Origin of the sequence: Flavobacterium cucumis, assembly GCF_900148835.1 — a bacterium.
GTDB lineage: Bacteria > Bacteroidota > Bacteroidia > Flavobacteriales > Flavobacteriaceae > Flavobacterium > Flavobacterium cucumis.
In genome coordinates, this window is sequence record NZ_FRYK01000006.1 from 114,691 (window position 1) to 136,153 (window position 21,463).

At 32.8% G+C, this 21,463-nt stretch carries 19 protein-coding genes and 1 riboswitch; of the genes, 9 read left to right on the plus strand and 10 right to left on the minus strand.

What is annotated here, in order from left to right:
- The first annotated feature begins 48 nt into the window (after nucleotides 1-48).
- Complete coding sequence (hutI, locus tag BUE95_RS12745; RefSeq protein ID WP_073585119.1) at nucleotides 49-1,284, plus strand: imidazolonepropionase; 1,236 nt, start codon at nucleotides 49-51, stop codon at nucleotides 1,282-1,284.
- On the opposite strand, the gene BUE95_RS12750 is transcribed toward hutI, so the two are convergent.
- Complete coding sequence (locus tag BUE95_RS12750; protein WP_084530309.1) at nucleotides 1,277-2,566, minus strand: voltage-gated chloride channel family protein; 1,290 nt, start codon at nucleotides 2,564-2,566, stop codon at nucleotides 1,277-1,279. The genes hutI and BUE95_RS12750 overlap by 8 nt on opposite strands.
- A gap of 51 nt (nucleotides 2,567-2,617) precedes the next feature.
- Nucleotides 2,618-2,684: riboswitch (Fluoride riboswitch) on the minus strand.
- Nucleotides 2,685-2,769: 85 nt separating this feature from the next.
- Nucleotides 2,770-3,648 carry a hypothetical protein gene (locus BUE95_RS12755; protein ID WP_073585120.1) on the minus strand — a complete coding sequence of 293 codons (879 nt, stop codon included), beginning with the start codon at nucleotides 3,646-3,648 and terminating at the stop codon, nucleotides 2,770-2,772.
- A gap of 121 nt (nucleotides 3,649-3,769) precedes the next feature.
- Here BUE95_RS12755 and BUE95_RS12760 point away from each other — a divergent pair, with 121 nt between their 5' ends.
- The gene (locus tag BUE95_RS12760; RefSeq protein ID WP_073585121.1) at nucleotides 3,770-4,798 is read left to right on the plus strand and encodes a formimidoylglutamase; all 1,029 of its coding nucleotides are present in this window, start codon (nucleotides 3,770-3,772) and stop codon (nucleotides 4,796-4,798) included.
- Between the two features lie 79 nt (nucleotides 4,799-4,877).
- Nucleotides 4,878-6,137 carry a DEAD/DEAH box helicase gene (locus BUE95_RS12765; RefSeq protein WP_073585122.1) on the plus strand — a complete coding sequence of 420 codons (1,260 nt, stop codon included), beginning with the start codon at nucleotides 4,878-4,880 and terminating at the stop codon, nucleotides 6,135-6,137.
- A gap of 6 nt (nucleotides 6,138-6,143) precedes the next feature.
- Here BUE95_RS12765 and BUE95_RS12770 read toward each other — a convergent pair whose 3' ends face one another.
- The 4 genes from BUE95_RS12770 to holA all read right to left on the minus strand — a co-directional run bounded on the left by BUE95_RS12770 (nucleotide 6,144) and on the right by holA (nucleotide 11,444).
- Nucleotides 6,144-8,297, minus strand: coding sequence for an ATP-binding response regulator (locus BUE95_RS12770; protein ID WP_073585123.1), 2,154 nt, complete (start codon nucleotides 8,295-8,297; stop codon nucleotides 6,144-6,146).
- Nucleotides 8,298-8,420: 123 nt separating this feature from the next.
- Nucleotides 8,421-10,112 (minus strand): energy-dependent translational throttle protein EttA, encoded by a 1,692-nt coding sequence (gene ettA, locus BUE95_RS12775; protein ID WP_073585124.1) that lies wholly within the window; start codon nucleotides 10,110-10,112, stop codon nucleotides 8,421-8,423.
- 66 nt (nucleotides 10,113-10,178) lie between these two features.
- On the minus strand, nucleotides 10,179-10,361 hold the full coding sequence (locus BUE95_RS12780) for a CAL67264 family membrane protein (RefSeq protein ID WP_026725732.1): 183 nt from the start codon (nucleotides 10,359-10,361) through the stop codon (nucleotides 10,179-10,181).
- A gap of 78 nt (nucleotides 10,362-10,439) precedes the next feature.
- Nucleotides 10,440-11,444, minus strand: a complete 1,005-nt coding sequence (gene holA / locus BUE95_RS12785; RefSeq protein WP_073585125.1) for a DNA polymerase III subunit delta — start codon at nucleotides 11,442-11,444, stop codon at nucleotides 10,440-10,442.
- Between the two features lie 62 nt (nucleotides 11,445-11,506).
- On the opposite strand from holA, the gene BUE95_RS12790 reads away from it, so the two are divergent.
- The 4 genes from BUE95_RS12790 (at nucleotide 11,507) to BUE95_RS12805 (ending at nucleotide 14,425) form a co-directional block, all read left to right on the plus strand.
- Complete coding sequence (locus tag BUE95_RS12790; protein WP_073585126.1) at nucleotides 11,507-11,950, plus strand: type I restriction enzyme HsdR N-terminal domain-containing protein; 444 nt, start codon at nucleotides 11,507-11,509, stop codon at nucleotides 11,948-11,950.
- A gap of 138 nt (nucleotides 11,951-12,088) precedes the next feature.
- The gene (locus BUE95_RS12795) at nucleotides 12,089-13,084 is read left to right on the plus strand and encodes a glycosyltransferase family 2 protein (protein ID WP_073585197.1); all 996 of its coding nucleotides are present in this window, start codon (nucleotides 12,089-12,091) and stop codon (nucleotides 13,082-13,084) included.
- Nucleotides 13,085-13,153: 69 nt separating this feature from the next.
- Nucleotides 13,154-13,990, plus strand: coding sequence for an OmpA/MotB family protein (locus BUE95_RS12800; protein ID WP_073585127.1), 837 nt, complete (start codon nucleotides 13,154-13,156; stop codon nucleotides 13,988-13,990).
- Between the two features lie 195 nt (nucleotides 13,991-14,185).
- Nucleotides 14,186-14,425, plus strand: coding sequence for a hypothetical protein (locus BUE95_RS12805; protein ID WP_159433521.1), 240 nt, complete (start codon nucleotides 14,186-14,188; stop codon nucleotides 14,423-14,425).
- A 114-nt stretch (nucleotides 14,426-14,539) separates the two neighbouring features.
- Here the strand turns inward: BUE95_RS12805 and BUE95_RS12810 are convergent, their stop codons facing one another.
- Both BUE95_RS12810 and BUE95_RS12815 read right to left on the minus strand, forming a co-directional pair.
- Nucleotides 14,540-15,160, minus strand: a complete 621-nt coding sequence (locus BUE95_RS12810; RefSeq protein ID WP_073585129.1) for an L-threonylcarbamoyladenylate synthase — start codon at nucleotides 15,158-15,160, stop codon at nucleotides 14,540-14,542.
- Between the two features lie 424 nt (nucleotides 15,161-15,584).
- Complete coding sequence (locus BUE95_RS12815) at nucleotides 15,585-17,912, minus strand: ATP-dependent helicase (RefSeq protein WP_073585199.1); 2,328 nt, start codon at nucleotides 17,910-17,912, stop codon at nucleotides 15,585-15,587.
- Between the two features lie 304 nt (nucleotides 17,913-18,216).
- Here BUE95_RS12815 and BUE95_RS12820 point away from each other — a divergent pair, with 304 nt between their 5' ends.
- A complete protein-coding gene (locus BUE95_RS12820; RefSeq protein WP_073585130.1) occupies nucleotides 18,217-18,741 on the plus strand; it encodes a DUF7935 family protein in 525 nt (174 codons plus the stop codon).
- Nucleotides 18,742-18,771: 30 nt separating this feature from the next.
- On the plus strand, nucleotides 18,772-19,329 hold the full coding sequence (locus BUE95_RS12825) for a DUF6642 family protein (RefSeq protein ID WP_073585131.1): 558 nt from the start codon (nucleotides 18,772-18,774) through the stop codon (nucleotides 19,327-19,329).
- Between the two features lie 49 nt (nucleotides 19,330-19,378).
- Here BUE95_RS12825 and ytxJ read toward each other — a convergent pair whose 3' ends face one another.
- Nucleotides 19,379-19,714: a bacillithiol system redox-active protein YtxJ gene (gene ytxJ, locus BUE95_RS12830; RefSeq protein ID WP_073585132.1), complete on the minus strand. Its 336-nt coding sequence runs from the start codon at nucleotides 19,712-19,714 to the stop codon at nucleotides 19,379-19,381.
- A 39-nt stretch (nucleotides 19,715-19,753) separates the two neighbouring features.
- The gene (locus tag BUE95_RS12835) at nucleotides 19,754-21,310 is read right to left on the minus strand and encodes a protein adenylyltransferase SelO (protein ID WP_073585133.1); all 1,557 of its coding nucleotides are present in this window, start codon (nucleotides 21,308-21,310) and stop codon (nucleotides 19,754-19,756) included.
- Nucleotides 21,311-21,463 lie beyond the last annotated feature (153 nt).

Genomic DNA, 21,463 nt, shown 5'->3' on the forward strand with positions numbered 1-21,463 from the left:
ATAGGAGTTTTTAAAATTGAGAAGTATTTTTACAGAAAATTATTTTCAATGAAAACGCTATTCATCAATATAAAAGAGCTATTACAAATTAGAGCCACTGGGATTGATAAAATTTCGGGTTTCGATATGGCCGTATTGCCTAAAATCGACAATGCCTATCTTTTAATAGAAGACAATGTTATTACCGATTTTGGTTTGATGGAAGCTTGTCCAAAAGTTTCAGATGCAGCAATTTTTGATGTGACAGGTCAGGTAATATTACCAACATGGGTTGATAGTCACACCCATATTGTTTATTCAGGAAATAGAGTTCAAGAATTTGTGGATAGAATCAATGGATTATCCTATGAAGAAATAGCCAATCGAGGTGGTGGCATCTTAAATTCGGCCAAAAAATTAAACGAAACTTCGGAAGACGAACTTTACGAGCAATCCAAATTGCGTTTAGAAGAAATCATGCAACAAGGAACGGGTGCCGTTGAAATCAAATCGGGTTATGGACTAACAGTGGAAGGTGAATTGAAAATGTTACGAGTTATTAAACGTTTAAAAGAGAATTATCCTATTGCGATAAAAGCAACTTTTTTGGGGGCTCATGCTTTTCCAATTGAATATAAAGAGAATCATTCCGGGTATATTGATTTGATAATTAACGAAATGTTACCTAAAATTGCATCTGAAGACTTAGCTGATTATATTGATGCCTTTTTAGAAACTGGATATTTTTCAGTTGATGAAACCATAAAAATTATGGAAGCTGGGAAAAAATACGGTTTAGAACCTAAAATCCACGTAAACCAATTTACCGCTATCGATGGAATTAAAGCTTGTGTTGAAAACGAAGCAGTTTCCGTGGATCATTTAGAAATTGTGACTGATGAAGATATAGAAATATTAAAAAATAGTAAGACCATGCCGGTAGCATTACCAAGTTGTTCTTATTTTATTAGCATACCCTATACCCCAGCACGAAAAATGATCAACTCAGGATTACCATTGGCTTTGGCAAGCGATTACAATCCTGGAACTACACCATCTGGAAATATGAATTTTGTGGTGGCAACCGCATGCATTAAAATGAAAATGACTCCAGAAGAAGCTATTAATGCTGCAACTATCAACGGTGCTTATGCCATGGGAGTTTCGGCAACGCATGGAAGCATTACAAAAGGGAAAAGAGCCAATATAATCATTACAAAACCCATCACCAGTTTTTACCAATTGCCTTATGCTTTTGGAACCAACTTAATTGATAAAGTAATGATTGAAGGGAAATTTATTTAATTTCACTTATCGATATTCCTCTATGATGCTTGTTGTTTTCGTGCTTTGGTTCTCCAACAATTTGTTTGCCATAAATGCTATTATGACCAGAAACCAAATATGAAACCATACATGCAATAGCTACATAAATTCCGCTTTCAATACCGAAAAGTTCAATCCCCATCAACATACAAGCGATAGGAGTGTTTGTAGCTCCTGCAAAAACTGCTACAAATCCCATTCCTGCTAATAAAGCCGTTGGTAACGGTATAAAAAATGAGAGTGCGCTTCCTAATGTAGCACCTATAAAAAAGAGTGGTGTAACTTCACCTCCTTTAAAACCTGCGGCTAATGTTAGTATCGTAAAAGCCATTTTTAGTGCAAAATCATATATTGGCAATTGCGCTTCAAAAGATTGAACTATCGTTGGTATACCTAAACCAATGAATTTAGTTGTTCCAATACAGAAAACAGCTAAAGCAACAATAATACCACCAACTAAAGGTCTAAATGGAGGAAATTTTATTCTTGATTTAAATTGTAAAGTCATGAATCGAATAGCTTTGCTAAAAGCCATGGCACACAATCCAAACGCAATTCCTCCCAATATAGCATATAAAATTGATAAAAACGATAATTCCGGAAAATCAGAAATAAGATAATGCGAATGAGGAACATGCCAAGCTCTCGTGACTAAATCAGCTAAAATAGCCGCAACAAACGCAGGAAAAATTGCTTTATAATTTATTTTTCCTATTAAAAAAAACTCCAAACCAAAAAGAGCACCTGCTAATGGAGTTCCAAATACAGATCCAAATCCAGCAGAAACTGCTGCGATAAGAAGTATTTTTCGTTCGGTTTGGTTAAACTTGAACCCTTTTGAAAATTGATCCATAATAGAAGCAGCCATTTGCAAAGCCGTTCCTTCTCGTCCAGCAGATCCACCAAATAAATGCGTTATAATTGTTCCCACATATACAAAAGGAGCCATTTTTAAGGGAATACGAACAAACGGTTTGTGGATATTTTCAATAATTAAATTATTTCCCGCTTCAACCTCTTTGCCATAATAATGGTATAGCAAGCCAATGAACAAACCTGCTAAAGGTAAAAATGCAATTATAAATGGGTGTTTTTCTCTATAATTTGTTACCCAATCTAATGAAACCAAAAACCCTGCAGAAGCACTCCCAACCAATACCGCTATAAGCGTACTTATGAATGTCCATTTTAAAAGAAATGCATAAATGCTTATCTTGGATGAAAAGTTAGGATTGGATTTCGATAAATCTTTGAAAAACATTTTTAGTTTAGTTATAGCCACAATTATCCCTGATTAAATTATCAAATTATTTTTTAATCAGGCGTCATCAGCTTTTTAAGGCGGTTGGGTAAGGAAGAACACCATTTCCTTGGAATAACAAAAGTATAAAAAAACTTTTAAATAAAAAATGCCCCAAAAGTAACTTACTTTTAGGGCAACTTTTTTATCCATTTGGATTGGGATTATCTCAAGTTAAAACTTGTTTTAGATACCAACTCCATATTCTTATCAAAAACATTAACGAAATAAGTTCCTGCTGCAAAATCTTCACCAGAAAGCTCTTCATTAACTTGAACCGTTTTGTTTTCATATTTAACAGTACTGATAAAACTGTATGTCAATGTTTTATCTCCTGCAGGTATTGTAGTTTTTTCACCTAAGATATTGTTTTTACTGTCAATAATCTGAACATAATACTCTCTACTACCCGTTTTAGCAATTTGATTTTCAGCAATTAAAAAACTTATTTTTAGTTTATTAGCTCTTCCTGCTTTATCGGTTTCAATTTGTTTTCCTGAGCTTCTCTCTTTAACAGCTAAAACTTTTAAGTTTAAAACTGCTAATTTTGATCCTTTCTCTACGGTCTTAGTTAATCCTTCATTCTGAACCAATAAAGTATCGTTAAACTTTTTAGTCTCTTCTAAAACCACAGTAGTGCTATCTAATGAAGAAGTAAGGGTTACATTTTGCTCTTTTAAAAGTTTATTCTCAGCAACAAGGTTGTCCATCTCTCCTTTTAATCTTAAATAAGAAGCTTTGTATTTTGCCATGGCAGCCAAATCCCCTTTTGATTTTTCAACTTGTTCTAAAAGTTCAACCATTTTAGCTTGTTCCGCTTGAAGTTCTTCTTTTAAAGCAGTGTTGTCCGAAATCATTAGATCATATTCGGCAATTTTAGCTTTTAACTCTTCAGCTAGTGTTTCTTTCTCGGTTGTTAGCGTTGTTACTGTTTCTTTATTATCAGTAGTTAACTTGATAATGTATCCGATACTTCCTAAAAGTAATAATACTAAAATTACTACTGCTGCTTTCAATCCTGAATTATTCGATTTGTTTTCCATTAGTTTATAGGTTAATTATAATTTGGTTATTCAAAAATACAATTAAAAAAGTATTTTCATAATCTTGTAACGAATTTTATTAAATTATAGTACATTTGATTTGCTTTTTTTAACATTATTTATGGAAAATATCGTTCTACTCAATCAAAATGAATTAGCTAAAATAACAAACCATAGAAGTGGTGAAGTCAAATATGGAGAAAAAATAATAACAGTTCCTAAAGAAACGAATACCATAGAATTTATTCGATCTTCAGATGCCAAGTTTGTACTTTTTGGTATCACTGAAGATGTGGGAGTAAAAGCAAACCTTGGTCGTCCTGGAACAGCTTCAGCGTATGAAAGTACGTTGAAAAGTTTGGTTAATATTCAGCATAATAAATTTTGCAAAGGAAGTAACCTAATTGTTTTAGGACACTTAAATATTGCTGCAGAGATTGAAGCGGCCAAAAAATTGGATGCATCAAACAAACAAGAACGAAAGGAATTGTTTCTATTAGTTGAAAAAATTGACAAAGAAGTATCACATGTAGTACATCAAATTGTTAATGCAGGGAAAATTCCAATAATAATCGGAGGTGGACACAATAATGCATATGGTAATATCAAAGGTTTAGCATTGGCCAAGGGAAAACCCGTAAATGCAATAAATTTTGATGCTCACACTGATTTTAGAATTTTAGAAGGAAGGCATTCTGGTAACGGATTTAGTTATGCCTTTGAAGATGGTTTTTTAAAAAAATATTTCATTTTTGGCCTTCATGAGAATTTTGTTTCCAAAAGTGTTTTTAATACGTTGAAAGAGTTAAATACAAGAGTAAAATATGTAACGTATGAAGAAATTGAAGTTAAAAGAGAAAAAAACTTTGAAGAAGAACTCAAAAAGGCATTAGATTTTATAAAAAATGAACCCTTCGGAATTGAGCTAGATTTAGATGCTATTCCAAATATTCCTTCCAGTGCCATGACATTGAGCGGTTTTAGTGTTGATAAAGCTCGTCATTATATATATTACTTTGGGAAACAACAAAATGCTGCTTACCTTCACATCTGTGAAGGTGCTCCAGAACTTGATACTTCTAAAAACAATCATTTAACGGGTAAACTTATTGCTACTATGATTACAGATTTTATCAAAAGTAAAGACTAAACACTTAGCAAAATACATTAATTAAAATAACACTACCTTTGTAGCCTTATCGAAAGTTTGATAAGATTAATTTTATTTTATGACATTTAACGATTTAAAACTATTTAACAATATCCAACAAGCGCTAGAGGAAGAAGGCTACACAAACCCTACCCCTATTCAAGAGCAAGCTATTCCTGAAATTTTACTAGGACAAGACGTAGTGGCTTGCGCCCAAACGGGTACAGGAAAAACTGGAGCTTTCGCTATTCCTATTTTGAATTTAATTCATCGAATTGTAGGTTCTGCTAAGAAAGCCAAACACATAAGAACATTAGTTGTAACTCCTACCAGAGAATTGGCAATTCAAATTGACGAAAGTTTCAAAACTTATGGAAAATATACCAATGTAAAATCATTAGTAATTTTTGGAGGAGTTAATCAAGTACCACAAGTAAACGAACTAAAATCAGGTGTTGATGTTTTAATCGCTACACCTGGAAGACTTTTGGACTTACACAAGCAAGGATTCATTGATTTGAATCATATGCATCATTTAATTTTGGATGAAGCAGATCAAATGTTGGATATGGGCTTTATTAATGATGTAAAAAAGATCATTAAATTAACACCTGAGAATCGACAAACATTATTGTTTTCAGCTACAATGCCTTTAGCTATAAGAGAATTGGCCGATACCTTTTTAACCCGTCCAAAGTACATTTCGGTTACCCCAATATCTAGTACGGCTGAGAACGTTTCACAAAAAGTATATTTTGTGAATAAAGATGATAAAAGATTATTATTAAAACAGTTAATAATTCAAGAAAGTTTAAGTAATGCTTTGGTTTTTACGCGAACAAAGCACGGTGCTGATAACATCGTAAAAGTACTTAAAAAGGCAAGTATCAAAGCAGAGGCCATTCATGGTGATAAATCACAAAATGCACGTCAGAGAGTACTCGAGCAATTTAAAAACAAAGAGATTGATATTTTAGTAGCAACCGATATTGCCGCTAGAGGTATTGATATTGAACAACTTCCGTTTGTAATTAATTTTGATATTCCGAATATTTCTGAAACGTATGTTCATCGAATTGGTCGAACAGGTAGAGCTGGAAATTCGGGCTTAGCCATTTCCTTTTGTGGAAAAGACGAAAAACCATACTGGCAGGACATTGAAAAATTGATTCGAATGAAAGTTAAAGTGGTGGCAGACCATCCGTATACCTGGAAAGAAGAAGTTCCAAATCCAGACGCAAAACCTGATTTGAGAAATAAAGACAAAAATAAAATGAATCCGAAATCGAACTCAAGAAAATCGGAAGCATCGAAAAAAAATAAAAAGCGCTGGTATTAGCGCTTTTTATTTTATGTAGCGATTCAAAACCTCAAAAAGTTTTTCACTATCGAACGGTTTCACGATCACCTCATTAATTTGAGCATTATCAATTTTATCTTCAATTTCTTGCTTATCAAAAGCCGTTATTGCAATAATTGGTGTAGTTATCCCGTTTTGTCTCATCAACTTAGACGTTTCAAAACCATTAATTAACGGCATATTAATGTCCATCAATATAATATCAAATAAGGTCTCTTTTACTAATTCAATAGCCTCATATCCATTTTCAACAACGGTACAAATAAAACCATGATTTTCTAAAAATTTCTTAGTCACTACCTGATTGATTTTATTATCTTCAACTATTAAAATTTTATACGCTTTATCGGGAGAAAAAGGGAAATAAGACGCACTTGAACGTGAGGGAATTTTTGTAATATCAGCATCAAATGCAATCGTAAAAGTAATAGTGGTACCCACGTTCTCTTCACTTTCTAAAAGAATCGTTCCTTTAAAAAGTTCGATCATTTTTTTAACAATAGTGAGTCCTAGTCCGGTTCCTTGGTAATCATCTTCTTTACGATAAATTTGAACAAATTTTTCAAATACTTTCTCTTGATTTTGCTTAGCAATTCCAATCCCATTATCAATAATTTGAAATTGTAAAATACATTTTGAATCTTTACGTTCAAGTAATTCTACCTTGATAACAACTTTTCCGTTGGTAGTAAATTTTAAAGAATTACTTATAAGATTGATTAAAATCTGGGACAAACGAGTTTTATCACCAACTAAAAATTCAGGAATCAAAGGGTCATAAACAATTTCTATGTCGTTGTTATTCTTAATTGCCAAAAATCGAAGAGAATCTTTTATTACTTCTACTTGTTCTTGCAATTTAAAAATTACGTCCTCTAAAACCACTTGATTTTCTTCGATCTTGTAGACTTTCAAAATATCATTCACTAAGGATAATAAATATTTAGCTGAAAATTTTAATGATTTTAAATGAGGACTATTCTGAAGTTCTTTGTGTTCTTCTAAAATAATATCGGTTATTCCCACGACACCATAAAGAGGCGTTCGCAATTCGTGACTTATAGTGGAAACAAATTGCGATTTTAATTGGGATGCTTCTTCTGCTTTTTCTTTCGCTATCAACAATTCTTGATTTGCATTTTGTAAAGCTACATTAGCTTTAGCTTTGATTTTATTATTTCTGATAAGTGAAAACAATAACAATAATAGCACAAAGAAAAGTATGATGAGTAAAACTACTATAAAAGTATTGGTTTTTAATTTTTCAGCTTGATTTTGCTTCTCTTTTTCAATTTCTTCAATTTTCCTGTTAACTTCAGCATAATCAATCTTTAATCCTTCTACTTTAACTTCATTGAGTCGATCTTCGTTGTAAATTTTATCTTGTAATGCATCGTGTTTTGCAAGATAGAAATAGGCTTTTTCATAATCCTTTAATTTAAAGTACAATTTAGAAATATCATCATAAACGACTGACACATTTGATTTTATCAATTCAACGTCATTTTGATCACAAAATTTAAGTGCCTTTAAATAATAATTCTCAGATTTCTTAAAATCTCCCAATGCGCTGTAGTAAAGTCCAAAATTAGAATTTATAGAAATTTTGGCTTCTATACTCCCTTCTTTATCAATATAGTGTTCGATAGGTTTTAAATAAATAATTCCTTTATCAAATTCTTGAATTGAAAAATAGGCGCTACCGATATTGAGCTTAGAAAAGACTACTTCTTGTGCATCGTTCATTTTTTCGGAATATTTTATTCCTTCTCGATAATTCGCAATACCTTTTAAAAAATCTATTTTCCTGTAACAATAAACGTTACCTAAATTATTATATAACCATGATTTTATAGTGTCATTATCCGTTCTTAAGGCCATTTGAATCCCTTTCTTATAAAAATCAATTGCCTTTTGAGGATCTGAAAATTCATCAAAATTCAACCCTATCAAATTATATGCTTTTGATGCTAATAAAAAATTATTGTTCTTTAAAGCAATTTCTAAGGAGGCTTTTGCAAAATCTAGTGATTGTTTAGAATCTAGATTCAGAAAGCTTTGTCCTGCTTGTTTTAATAAAGCTTTGGCTTCGTTGTCTGATTTAGAAACATTTTGAGCCCTTCCAAAGACGACACTCATACAAAGTGCAAAAACAAATAGAACCCTACTATAAGTTATCATGTAACTGGTTTAAAATAATGGAATTAAGGAAATACTAAAATAAAAAAAATCCTGAATAAATCAGGATTTTTTTACAAATGTTTATCGGATTAATTTTTTGTATTTAATTCGGGTAGGCGTTACATCTTTTCCTAAGCGTTTACGCTTGTTTTCTTCATACTCTGTAAAACTTCCTTCAAAGCTATACACTTGTGAATCGCCTTCAAAAGCTAAAATATGAGTACAAACCCTGTCCAAAAACCATCTATCGTGTGAAATAATCACAGCACAACCCGCAAAGTTTTCTAAACCTTCTTCGAGTGCTCTTAACGTATTAACGTCTAGGTCATTTGTAGGCTCATCTAATAACAATACATTTCCTTCTTCTTTAAGTGTCATTGCTAAATGAAGACGGTTACGTTCACCACCTGATAAAGTAGCTACTTTTTTGTTTTGATCACTTCCACCAAAATTAAAACGAGATAAATAAGCTCTAGAGTTTACTTGTCTTCCTCCCATCATGATTAATTCCTGGCCATCACAGAAGTTTTCCCAAATCGATTTATTCACATCAATATTCGAGTGGGATTGATCTACATATGCGATTTTAACGGTATCACCAATTGTAAACGAACCAGCATCAGGTTTTTCTTCTCCCATAATCATTCTAAAAATCGTCGATTTACCAGCACCATTTGGTCCAATAATTCCAACAATTCCTGCTTGTGGCAATACAAAATTTAAATCGTCATACAATAACTTATCACCAAATGCTTTAGCAACCCCTTTTGCTTCAATTACATTCGTTCCCAAACGTGGTCCATTTGGAATATAGATTTCTAATTTTTCGTCTAGTTCTTTTTGGTCTTCGTTCAATAATTTATCATAATTCTGTAGACGTGCTTTTTGTTTAGTTTGACGTCCTTTAGCTCCTTGGCGAACCCAATCTAACTCGCGTTCTAGTGTTTTTCTACGTTTTGAAGCTACTTTTTCTTCTTGCTCCATACGTTTTGATTTTTGATCTAACCAAGAAGAATAATTTCCTTTCCATGGAATACCTTCTCCTCTATCTAATTCTAAAATCCATCCTGCTACGTTATCTAAGAAATATCTATCGTGTGTTACTGCAATAACTGTTCCTGCATATTGTTGCAGATGTTGCTCTAACCAAAGAACCGATTCGGCATCCAAGTGATTGGTTGGCTCATCTAATAACAACACATCAGGTTGTTGCAATAGCAAACGACATAAGGCTACACGACGCTTTTCTCCACCAGACAATACTGAAATTGGTGTATCGGCTTCAGGTGTGCGGAGTGCATCCATTGCAATTTCTAACTTATTGTCTATTTCCCACGCACCACAAGCATCAATTCGATCTTGTAATTCAGCCTGACGGTCCATAAGTTTTTGCATTTTATCTGCATCTTCATAAACTTCAGGTAAACCAAAATCATCGTTAATTTTGTTGAATTCTTCTAATAATGCGAAGATTTCAGCAGCTCCTTCGCGAACTACTTCAATAACTGTTTTTGTTTCGTCTAATTTTGGTTCTTGCTCTAAATATCCTACTGAATATCCTGGAGCAAAAACTACATCACCTTGATAGTTTTTATCAACTCCCGCAATAATCTTCAACAAAGAAGATTTTCCTGAACCATTTAAACCTAAAATACCAATTTTAGCCCCGTAAAAGAAACTCAAATAGATATTTTTTAATACTTGCTTATCACTTCCTTGGTAAGCTTTGCTTACTTTTTGCATGGAGAAAATGACTTTCTTATCGTCTGACATAAACTATATGTTTGATATATGATTATTAAAACTTTGTACTTTTATCTTTATACTTTGTACTTTTTTTTACACTCTTCCTTTTAAGGCATTAAAAACCCAAGCAATAGCAAAGAAACCAACACCTACAGCTGAGAATCCCCAACCTGCTACATCGGCATATCTATAAATTCCTAAGCCAATCAATAATAATCCCATTAAAATCATAATGAAAGTTGCCCAAGCCAAAATTGTATTTTTATTCATTCCCATAATTAAGTGTTTTTAACTAAAATTTTGTAAAATTTAGGACTGCGAAGGTACAAATTTTAAAACTTTTTATGCTTTGTATTAATTGAAAATTTTTATCAAAAGTTCCTTTAATAAATCATGTTGCGACAAAGAGGAAGCACCTACACCTTTACTTTTAACATCAATATCTCTTAAAGCAGCAACGATAGCACTTACTTTCTTCATTGGGTAATTTCGGAATGCTACTTCATAATCTTTCACAAAATAGGGGCTCACTTTTAAAACTTTAGCTGCATTGAATTGCGATTTATCTTTTAAACCGTGATATTGTAACAATTGTGAAAAGAAACCAAAGACCAATCCAGTTGTAACAACCAGTGGATTATCTTTTGGATTTTGTGAGAAGTGATCTACAATCTTATAAGCTTTCAATTGGTCTTTTTCACCAATAGCTTTTCGCAATTCGAAGTTGTTGTAATCTTTACTAAATCCAATATTCTCTTCAATATCCTTTGGGGTAAACGTATGCCCTTTTGGCAGAATAATTTTTAATTTTTCTAATTCATTATTGATTTTAGACAAATCCGTTCCTAAAAATTCTACAAGAATTGCAGCTGCTTTAGGTTCGATGCTATACCCTTGGCCTGATAAAACGCGCTTAATCCAATCACCAACCTGGTTTTCATACATTTTTTTACTTTCGTAAACTACCCCTACCTTGTCTAAAAGTTTAGTGATTTTTTTACGCTTGTCTAAAGTTTTGTACTTATAAGCAAAAACTAAAACGGTTGTTGGCTGCGGATTTTCGGCATACGATTCTAACTTATCAATATAACGTGACAACTCCTGTGCTTCTCTAACTACCACTACTTGACGATCAGCCATCATAGGATAACGTTTAGCATTTCCAACCACATCTTCCATGGTAACATCACGACCATACAAAATCGTTTGGTTGAAATCGCGTTCGTGTTCTTGCAAGATATTTTGCTCAATAAATTCCGTTAGTTTATCAATATAGTAAGGTTCATCACCCATGAAAAAATAAATGGGTTTAATGTTTCCTGCTTTTATATCTTTAGTAATTTGGATTACTTCTTCCATATTTTAGTATTCAGTGGTCCGTAAATAGTTGGCAGTTTATAATATTTAACTAATTTTGAACTATGCAAAATTTGAATTTTCCAACGTATTCCTTTCGGTTCAAAAATAGTGAAAATAAAGTGTCTATTTTTGATGAAATTAGAAAAAAATTTATTCTTCTTACGCCCGAAGAATGGGTACGTCAACACGTAATTCAATTTTTGTTACAAGATAAAAAGTATCCAAAATCCTATATTAACGTTGAAAAATCAATCAAGATTAACGATTTAAGTAAACGTTATGATGGTGTGGTTTTTCAACCTAATGGAGAAATATTTTTATTAATCGAATGCAAAGCGCCAGAAGTTCCTATTTCTCAACAAACATTTGACCAAATTGCGCGTTATAACTTAGTTTTGAAAGCAAAATATTTAATGGTGACCAACGGACTAAATCATTATTTTTGCCAAATGGATTTTGAAAATGAGAAATATGTTTTCTTAAAAGAACTTCCTGATTTTAATTGAGGGAAGCTGGATGAGGGAAGTTGAAAGTTGGTGAATAAATTAATGTTTTCGTTGAAATTCCAAACAACTTATCCCGAGGCTTTGCCGAATCGAACGATGTTTGACTTGAAACAAAATAAACCTGAAACAAAAAAACACTTGAAAAAAATAGCAGTTGTCATATTAAATTGGAACGGAGCGAGATTGTTAGAACAATTTTTACCTTCGGTAATTGCGTTTTCAAATGAAGCTACGATTTATGTTGCTGATAATGCTTCTACCGACACTTCTATTGAAGTGATTCAAAACCAGTTTCCATCTGTTAAAATAATTCAAAACACTGGTAATTTTGGCTTTGCAAAAGGATATAACGAAGCATTGAAGTATGTTGAAGAAGAATATTACGCATTAGTCAATTCGGATATAGAAGTTACCGAAAATTGGCTTACTCCTATTTTAAATTTATTTGAAACCCAACCCGAAACTGCTATTATTCAACCTAAACTTTTAGATTTTAAAAAGAAAACCCATTTTGAATATGCTGGAGGTGCTGGAGGTTTTATTGATAAATTTGGCTATCCATTTTGTCGTGGAAGAATTTTTGATACCATAGAAGAAGACAAAAAGCAATACGATGATGAAATCGAAATCTTTTGGGCAACTGGTGCCTGCTTCTTTATTAGAAAAGAAGTATATCGTAAATTAGGAGGTTTTGATGATGATTTTTTTGCACATCAAGAAGAAATTGATTTGTGTTGGCGCGCCTTTAATCTTAATTACAAAATAAAATACACTTCAAAATCGGTAGTATATCATGTAGGTGGGGCAACTCTTAATGAAGGTAATCCTAGAAAAACTTTTCTAAACTTTAGAAACTCGCTATTAATGCTGACCAAAAATCTACCAAAAAAGGAACTCTTACCTATACTTTTCATACGATTGATTTTAGATGGTATTGCTGGAATACAATTTATTATGAAAGGAAAATTCAAACATTTTTGGGCTATACTAAAGGCTCATTTCGCCTTTTATGCTCTTGTAAATCAATTTTATAAAAAAAGAGGAATGCTTCAAAAATCAAATTACTTCATAATAAAAAGTGTCGTTTACCGTTATTTTATTGAGAATGGCAAGATATTTGCTAAATTATTTTAACAATAGTTTAGGTTTAAAAAAGCTATTTTTTAACAATTTCCATTTAATTTTGTAAAAAACAATTATAGTATGAAAAGAGTAATGTTATTCGCCGCTGTAGCTGCTATTTCGTTAAGTTCGTGTGTTTCTAAAAAGAAATATACCGAATTAGAAGCTAAAAACAAAGAAATTCAAGATTTATTAAACACCGCAACGGTTAAATTAAACACTTGTTTGACGGAAAAAGAAGCTTTTGCTCAACAAATTGACTTCTTAAAGAAAAACAATTCAGATTTAATCAACAATATGGGTAATTTAACTACGTTAACTACCAAAGGTGCTGAAAATTTAGAAAAATCTCTTGAAAGTTTAAAAGAAAAAGATTTGAAAATTTCTCGTTTACAGGATGCTTTAACTAAAAAAGATAGTGTTACCCTTGCTTTAGTTACCAGTCTAAAACGTGAAGTTGGAATTGACGATCCAGATATCAATATCAATGTAGAAAAAGGTGTCGTTATGATCTCAATTGCCGACAATTTATTATTCAAATCGGGAAGTTATGAAGTGAGTGATAAAGCTAAAGGTGTTCTAGCTAAAGTAGCTAAAGTAATCAACAGCAAACCCGACTTTGAATGTATGGTGGAAGGTCACACTGATAATGTGCCAATTAAAAATGCTGTTTTATTAGACAACTGGGATTTATCTGTTAAGAGAGCAACTTCAATTGTTAGAGTTTTAGAAAAAGAGTTGGCTGTAAATCCAAAACAATTAATTCCTGCAGGAAGAAGTTCATATGTCCCTTTAGTTGAAAATGATTCACCAGCTAACCGAGCTAAAAATAGAAGAACTCGTATTATCATCATGCCTAAAATTGATCAGTTTTATGACATGATTGAAAAAGAAATGAAAAATTTAGAAGGAAAATAATTAGTTCATTTTGGTCACAAAAAAAACGCTTTCAGTGAAAGCGTTTTTTTTGTACTCAATTTATTCTAAATTTTATCTACGATATCTTTTTTGTATTTATTCAAAAGCGCTTTAGTCATACCTAAGTTGGCCTTATTCGCATCAACCGAGCATTGAAGTGTTATAAAAAGTGAAATTGCTGTTAACAACCCTTTTATGTTAGTAGCAATAGCTAAATTTGTAAAAAAAATAAAAGCCATGGAAACTCAAGAAAAAATTGTGATTTTAAAAGATGCACTTCAAGAAAAAATGAAAACCTTTAATAAAATTCGTTTTGGAACTAAAGAAGAGATTAAAAATAGAGAATTGGAAACAAGTTTTGATACTAAAACCAAATCTAGTATCAATATATCTCACTTGGGAACCAGTTTTTTTGGAAGAAGAAGAAGAAGGTAAAATTAAGTATTTGTAAAAACGTAAAAAAGTGTAAGTTGGGCTAGAAGAAATGTTTCCCACTTACACTTTTTTAATATAATTTAGGACAAAGAATAAAGACACAACAAGAATTCTTTATAAAACATCCAAACTCCCTTTTCCTTCTCGAATGACCTCTGGCTCATAACCTGTTAAATCTATTATAGTTGAAGCCACATTATCACCATACCCCCCATCAATAACTAGATCGACTTTATTTTGCCATTTTTCGAAGATTAATTCGGGATCAGTTGAATATTCAATCACCTCATCTTCATCATGAATAGATGTTGACACAATAGGATTTCCAAGTAATTTTACGATTTCACGTGCTATATTGTTATCTGGAACACGAATTCCTACTGTTTTTTTCTTTCTGAATTCTTTTGGTAAATCGTTGTTTCCTGGTAAAATGAAGGTATAGGGACCCGGTAAAGCACGCTTCAAAACTTTAAAAGTTGCTGTATCAATTTGCTTTACATAATCGGATAGATTACTTAAATCGGAACAAACAAAGGAAAAATTGGCTTTTTCTAACTTGATTCCTTTTATTTTAGCAATTTTCTCCAAGGCACGAGAATTGGTAATATCGCAACCTAAACCATAAACGGTATCCGTTGGATAAATTACTAAGCCACCATTTCGCAATACCTCAACCACTTTTTTAATAGCCGCTTCGCTTGGTTTGTCTTCGTATATTTTTATGAATTCTGACATCGTATTTTTGTTTCAAGTTATTTTTGTTTCAAGTTTCAAGTTACTTGATTATTTAAATTACTCTTACTTTATTCATCTCATCAAATAAATGCTTTAGATAAAAAAATTAATTCCATCAAAAACAACATAATTTTTAAACCAAAATTTTTAACAGGACGAACCCTTTTATAATAATTATTTAATGTTTTCTTTTCTTGTTTCTTCTTAAACCGACAAAAATCATTCCTATCTAGTGAAAAAATTGCTATAAAACATAAAAGCTAAGGATCAAATTGTAGTTATAATTCATAATTTTTCTTTAAAACCTGAAACAAAAAATAACTTAACCACTAAGTACACCAAGATAACAACAAGCACACCAAGATTATTTCAATCACTAAAATTTATAAAATCTGTGTTCCAAAAACTCTAAACTCGTAACTTTTCACCCAATCACCTCCAACTTCGCAAATCGCAACAACAATTTCTTTAATCCCCCCACATCAAAGCGGATTTCGGCTTTCTTGTCGGCTCCTACTCCTTCTATATTTACAATTTGCCCTTTTCCAAAGCGTTCGTGCATTACAATATTTCCAACAGTTAAATTTGCATCGACTGCATTTGAATTTCCTGAATTACTAGAAACCGGTTTTAAACGTCTAATATTTGCGGTTGGGCTAGGTTGGTCTTGCGTTAAATACTTAGGTGGTGTTCCTGCTGTAGGTTTAGCCAAGCGTAATTTCGATTTATCAATATCACCAAAAACATCAATATCCATAACCGGTTTGTAACGATAACCCGAATCTACTGGATTCAAATATTCTAAATATTGGTCGTTGATTTCTTCAATAAAACGGGATGGTTCACTATCCACTAATTTTCCCCAACGGTAACGCGATTGCGCATATGTTAAATACGCTTGGTGTTCGGCACGTGTTAAAGCTACATAGAACAAACGACGCTCTTCCTCTAGTTCACTTCTTGTATTTAAACTCATAGCACTTGGGAACAAATCCTCTTCCAATCCCACAATGAATACATGAGGGAACTCTAATCCTTTTGCCAAGTGAATCGTCATAAGTGCTACTCTATCGTCGTCGCCTGTGTCTTTATCTAAATCGGTTGCTAAGGCAACATCTTCTAAAAATTCGGCTAATGCTCCTCTGGCACCATCAATTTCTTTTTGACCTTCCGTGAAGTCTTTAATACCGTTTAATAATTCTTCTATATTCTCAATTTTAGCAATACCTTCTGGAGTACCGTCTTTTTTTAGTTCTTGGACCAATCCTGTTTTCTTTGTAACGTGCTCGGTCAAGAAAAAGGCATCTTGATTTTCATTGATTACTTGAAAACTCTTAATCATGGTAACAAAATCTTGAATCTTAGTTTTGGTACCCGAATTCAATTTCAAATCAATTTTATCAATATGCTCCATTACTTCAAAAATAGAACGCTTATAATGATTGGCAGCAACCGTTAATTTCTCAACCGTGGTATCTCCAATTCCTCTAGCAGGATAATTAATCACACGAACTAAGGCTTCTTCATCTTTAGGGTTAATCACCAAACGCAAATAGGCCAAAACATCTTTTATTTCCTTACGCTGATAAAACGATAATCCCCCATAAATTCGATATGGAATATCGCGTTTGCGCAAGGCATCTTCCATCGCACGAGATTGTGCATTGGTACGATACAAAATCGCAAATTGGCCGTTTAACATTTGGTTTTGCATTTTTTGTTCGAAAATGGTTGCCGCCACAAAGCGTCCTTCTTCCCCATCGGTTAAACTGCGGTGCACTTTTATCTTTGGTCCATCATCATTGGATGTCCATACGATTTTATCTAACTTTGTTTTATTCTTATCAATGACGTTATTGGCTGCCTCAACGATGTTCTTTGAAGAACGATAATTTTGTTCCAAGCGGTACATCCGTACATTTTCGTAATCTTTCTGAAAATTTAAAATATTGTTGATGTTAGCCCCACGAAACGCATAAATACTTTGTGCATCATCTCCTACCACACAAATATTTTGGAATCTATCCGACAAGGCACGAACAATTAAATATTGGGAATGGTTGGTATCTTGGTACTCATCTACTAGAATGTATCTGAATCGATCTTGATATTTCGCCAAGACATCAGGGAAACGATTTAATAACTCATTGGTTTTCAACAATAAATCATCAAAATCCATAGCTCCAGATTTAAAACAACGCTCTACATATTGTTGGTAAATTTCCCCCATACGTGGTTTCTTGCTCATCGCATCAGCCTCCTGCAATTCAGGATTATTAAAATAAGCTTTTACTGTGATAAGTGAGTTTTTGTAAGATGAAATTCTCCCTAAAATTTGCTTGGGTTTGTAGATATCCTTATCCAATTGCATTTCTTTAATAATCGAACCGATTAAACGAACCGAATCTTGCGTATCATAAATTGTAAAATTAGAGGGATAACCTAATTTATCGGCCTCACTTCGCAAAATTTTTGCAAAAACGGAGTGGAATGTCCCCATCCAAAGGTTTTTTGCTTCGTTATTCCCCACAATATCCGCAATACGTTTTTTCATCTCACGTGCGGCTTTATTGGTAAAAGTTAAGGCTAAAATATTAAATGCATCTACTCCTTGACTCATCAAATTAGCGATACGAACCGTCAATACTCTAGTTTTTCCAGATCCTGCTCCCGCAATCACTATCATGGGGCCATCTTTTTGGAGTACGGGAGCTTGTTGTGCTTCGTTCAATTGGCTTATATAACGCTGCATTTCATTCATAATGTGCAATAACTTTTATCTAATTTACAAAAATACACTTTGGTAAGTGTTTATACAAGTTTTATTTTGTGCTTAAAGTGAAAGAAATTTTTAAACATACAGACACAAAAGATTTGTTTTGTGTTGATTTTAGGCGTTTTACTTAACTTAGAAAACATAGAGAAATTGAGCAACTCATTTTTGAATTTAAGATTTGATTTTATCCATTTCTTTAATTTCTCAAACCTGTGTTCCTAAACCTATTTGAATTTTAATTATTTTAATCTTAATTTGCGACACATTTAAAACTACAAAAATGATTATCGAAGATAAGTTATTAGAAATTGCTGCTTACACCCTACCAGCTTTAATTACGGGTGGTGTTGCTTTTGTTATGATGCAAAAATTTTACAACAGCGAAGAAAGCAAACGCAAATTTGAATTGCTGCGAGAAAATCAAAAACAAGCCTTACCAATTCGTTTACAAGCGTATGAACGAATGGTTTTATTCTTAGAACGCATTAATCCTGCACAACTTTTACTTCGCGTGGCTCCAATCAGTCCAACGAAAGATGATTATGCTACTTTATTAATTCATCATATCCAAACGGAATACGAACACAATTTGACCCAACAAATTTATTTGACTTCGGAAACTTGGGACATCGTTTTAAAAGCTAAAAATAGTACGGTACAAATTATTCGTAAAAATGCAGCTAGAGAAGACCTAACTAATGCCGATAAATTAAGAGAAGCTGTAATGTTAGAAATGACAGAAACCGAAGCGCCGAGTACTATTGCAATCAACTTTCTAAAAGAAGAATTAAAAAGAGTTTTCTAAAAGTTAGTCCCCTTGCTTCTCAATTAAAAAATGAACTCGTTTAAGCTATTTTGTTTGCAAAATGAAGTCTATTCTTCAAAAGTTACCCCTAAAAGTGTGCTTCCACTATTAGAGAAGTTCACAATGAAATATGGTATTACAACGGTTTATAAAACCTTTGACAATAGTTTTGAATCGTTTGAAGAAAGCTTGAATAATTTAATTTATGAAGATAAAAATTTTAGCGACTATAAGATTATTTATATTCTAACTGAAGGCGACCACAATGATTTACTAATTGATAATTTCAAATATAGTTTTGAGGAAATCGCCGAAATTTTTGAAGCAAAACTTACGGACAAAATTTTACACTTTTCTAATATTACCCAACTCAACTTAGAAGAAGAAACTGCTCAGTATTTTCTCGATATTACGGGAGCAAAAGGGGTATCAGGATATGCTAATAAAACCACTATCGGTAGTTTTACTTTTGACTTTGAATTTTTCTACCACTACTTTACTACCCGAGACCCTATTTATGCTACTGAAGAAATTTATAAGAAAAACTTAGCGCTAGCCAAAACATTAGGTTTTACCATGTATTATTGAAACAATCTCGTCACTAACAAGACGGTTTCTATGTGTATAAGATTTTACTTTATAAATGTTTGGCAATCTCATCTGCTTGAATACTGTGATGAGAAGTTTTATACACTACTTCTTTATTTTTTAAAACTATAATCTGTGGCGATTGATGAATCACGTTTAGCTCCTCTGCAATAAAATTAGAAACGCTTCTATAGGAAAGCAAATCCAAATAATTAAAATCAGCTTTAGCTGTCAACAGATCACTTCCGTTTATCAAACGCTCTTTGGCGTAAGCACTAATGCCACAAGTAACACTATCCTTAAAAATAATTTGGGTTGTATCCATCGATTTTTCAAGAATGGCAAAAACATCTTGTTCTGTGGTAATGGAATTCCAGTTTTTCATTGGTATATAATTAAGTACGTTTAAAGTTTATTTTATATGTTATGAGCTACAAGATAACATAGAGCAACCTATTTTATTCCTTGCCCAATCTGGTCTTTTGGCAAACCACTTTTCATTCTGAGGTTGTTCGTCATATGGATTTTTAAGTAAACGATACAAATCATCAATAAGAGCATACACTCCTTTCTCAGCAGCTTCAATTGCCATTTGTGCCATGTAATTACGCAACACATATTTGGGGTTGACTTTATTCATAGCTGTTTTTCGTTCGTCGTCTGTTCGTGTTTCTGCTGCAATTTTTTCCAAATACAATATCATCCAAGCCAACCAACGAGTCTTTAAAGCTGTTGTTATTTTATCGGGATGATAAAAAGCTGTTGTTATTTTATCAAAAGCTTCTTCTGAAGAATCCGTTTTTGAAACTTGAGACAGATTGCGATAAAAAATGGTCATATCCGTTTCAGAAATGGCCAATAACGCAATCAATTCGTTTTGAAAATGTTCATCATAAGTTGATGTCAAACCAAGCTTTTCTTGCATCATCTTTGGAAAAGCTATATCAAAATTGGCACTGTAGCTATTCAAAACCAATTCCATTGAAGTCAGGTCTTCAATTAATGGATACAGCGCATTTCCTAATTGCACTAAATTCCAGAGTGCGATGTCTGGCTGATTTCTAAAGCGGTATCGTCTTCCTTCTGCATCAGTTGTGTTAGGTGTCCAATCTGGGTCATAATCCTCTAACCAACCATAAGGGCCATAATCAATTGTCAAACCTAAAATTGACATATTATCGGTATTCATCACTCCATGTACGAATCCTACGCGTTGCCAATGCAAAACCATTTCCACTGTTCGATTCACTACTTCTTGATAAAACTGCAAATATTTTTCTTTCCCCGTTGTCGTAATTTCAGGATAAAAATAGTGAATCGTGTAGTCGGCCAAAGCCTTGAGATTTTTACTGTCTTTTCGTGCTGCAAACAATTGAAAATTTCCAAATCGAATAAATGTTGGGGCTACTCTACAAACTACTGCCCCATCTTCATACGCTGGATTTCCATTATACAGTACATCCCGTAAAACTTTATCACCCGTACCTACCAATGCTAAAGAACGAGTTGTGGGTACTCCTAAATGATACATTGCCTCACTACACAAATGTTCACGTATTGAAGAACGTAAAACAGCTAAACCATCCGCATTACGGGAATAGGGTGTTTCACCAGCCCCTTTTAATTGTAACGTCCAACGTTGGTTATCCTTTAGAATCTCAAATAAATTAATGGCTCTACCATCTCCCAATTGTCCAGCCCAATTTCCAAATTGATGTCCCGCATAAGCCATAGCATAAGGTGTTGTATTGGGAAAAACTTCTTTACCCGAAACCAAGTTTAAAAAAGCAGCTGATTGCGTTGCTGATGAAATACCAAGTCTGTCAGCCATATCATCCGATACATGTAACAATTTAGCATGCGAAGGTACTCTGGGAGTAACATAAGAATACGCTGCGTCAAAAACTTGTCTTCTAGTAGTAGTTGTGTCTTTATCTGCTGGAAGGTTGTCGATAAAAGTATTGTCGATTGTAAATTTCATGTTCAAGTTTGAGAGGTATACAAAGATACAGATTAGCTTTTTGAAAAAAGTACAAACAAATTGCAATTTTTGTTAAAATTAGCGCCCATGTGTAATAAAAAATACATTTGTACTACTAACTTTTTATATTTGTTTCCTATTTAAAAACCAAAA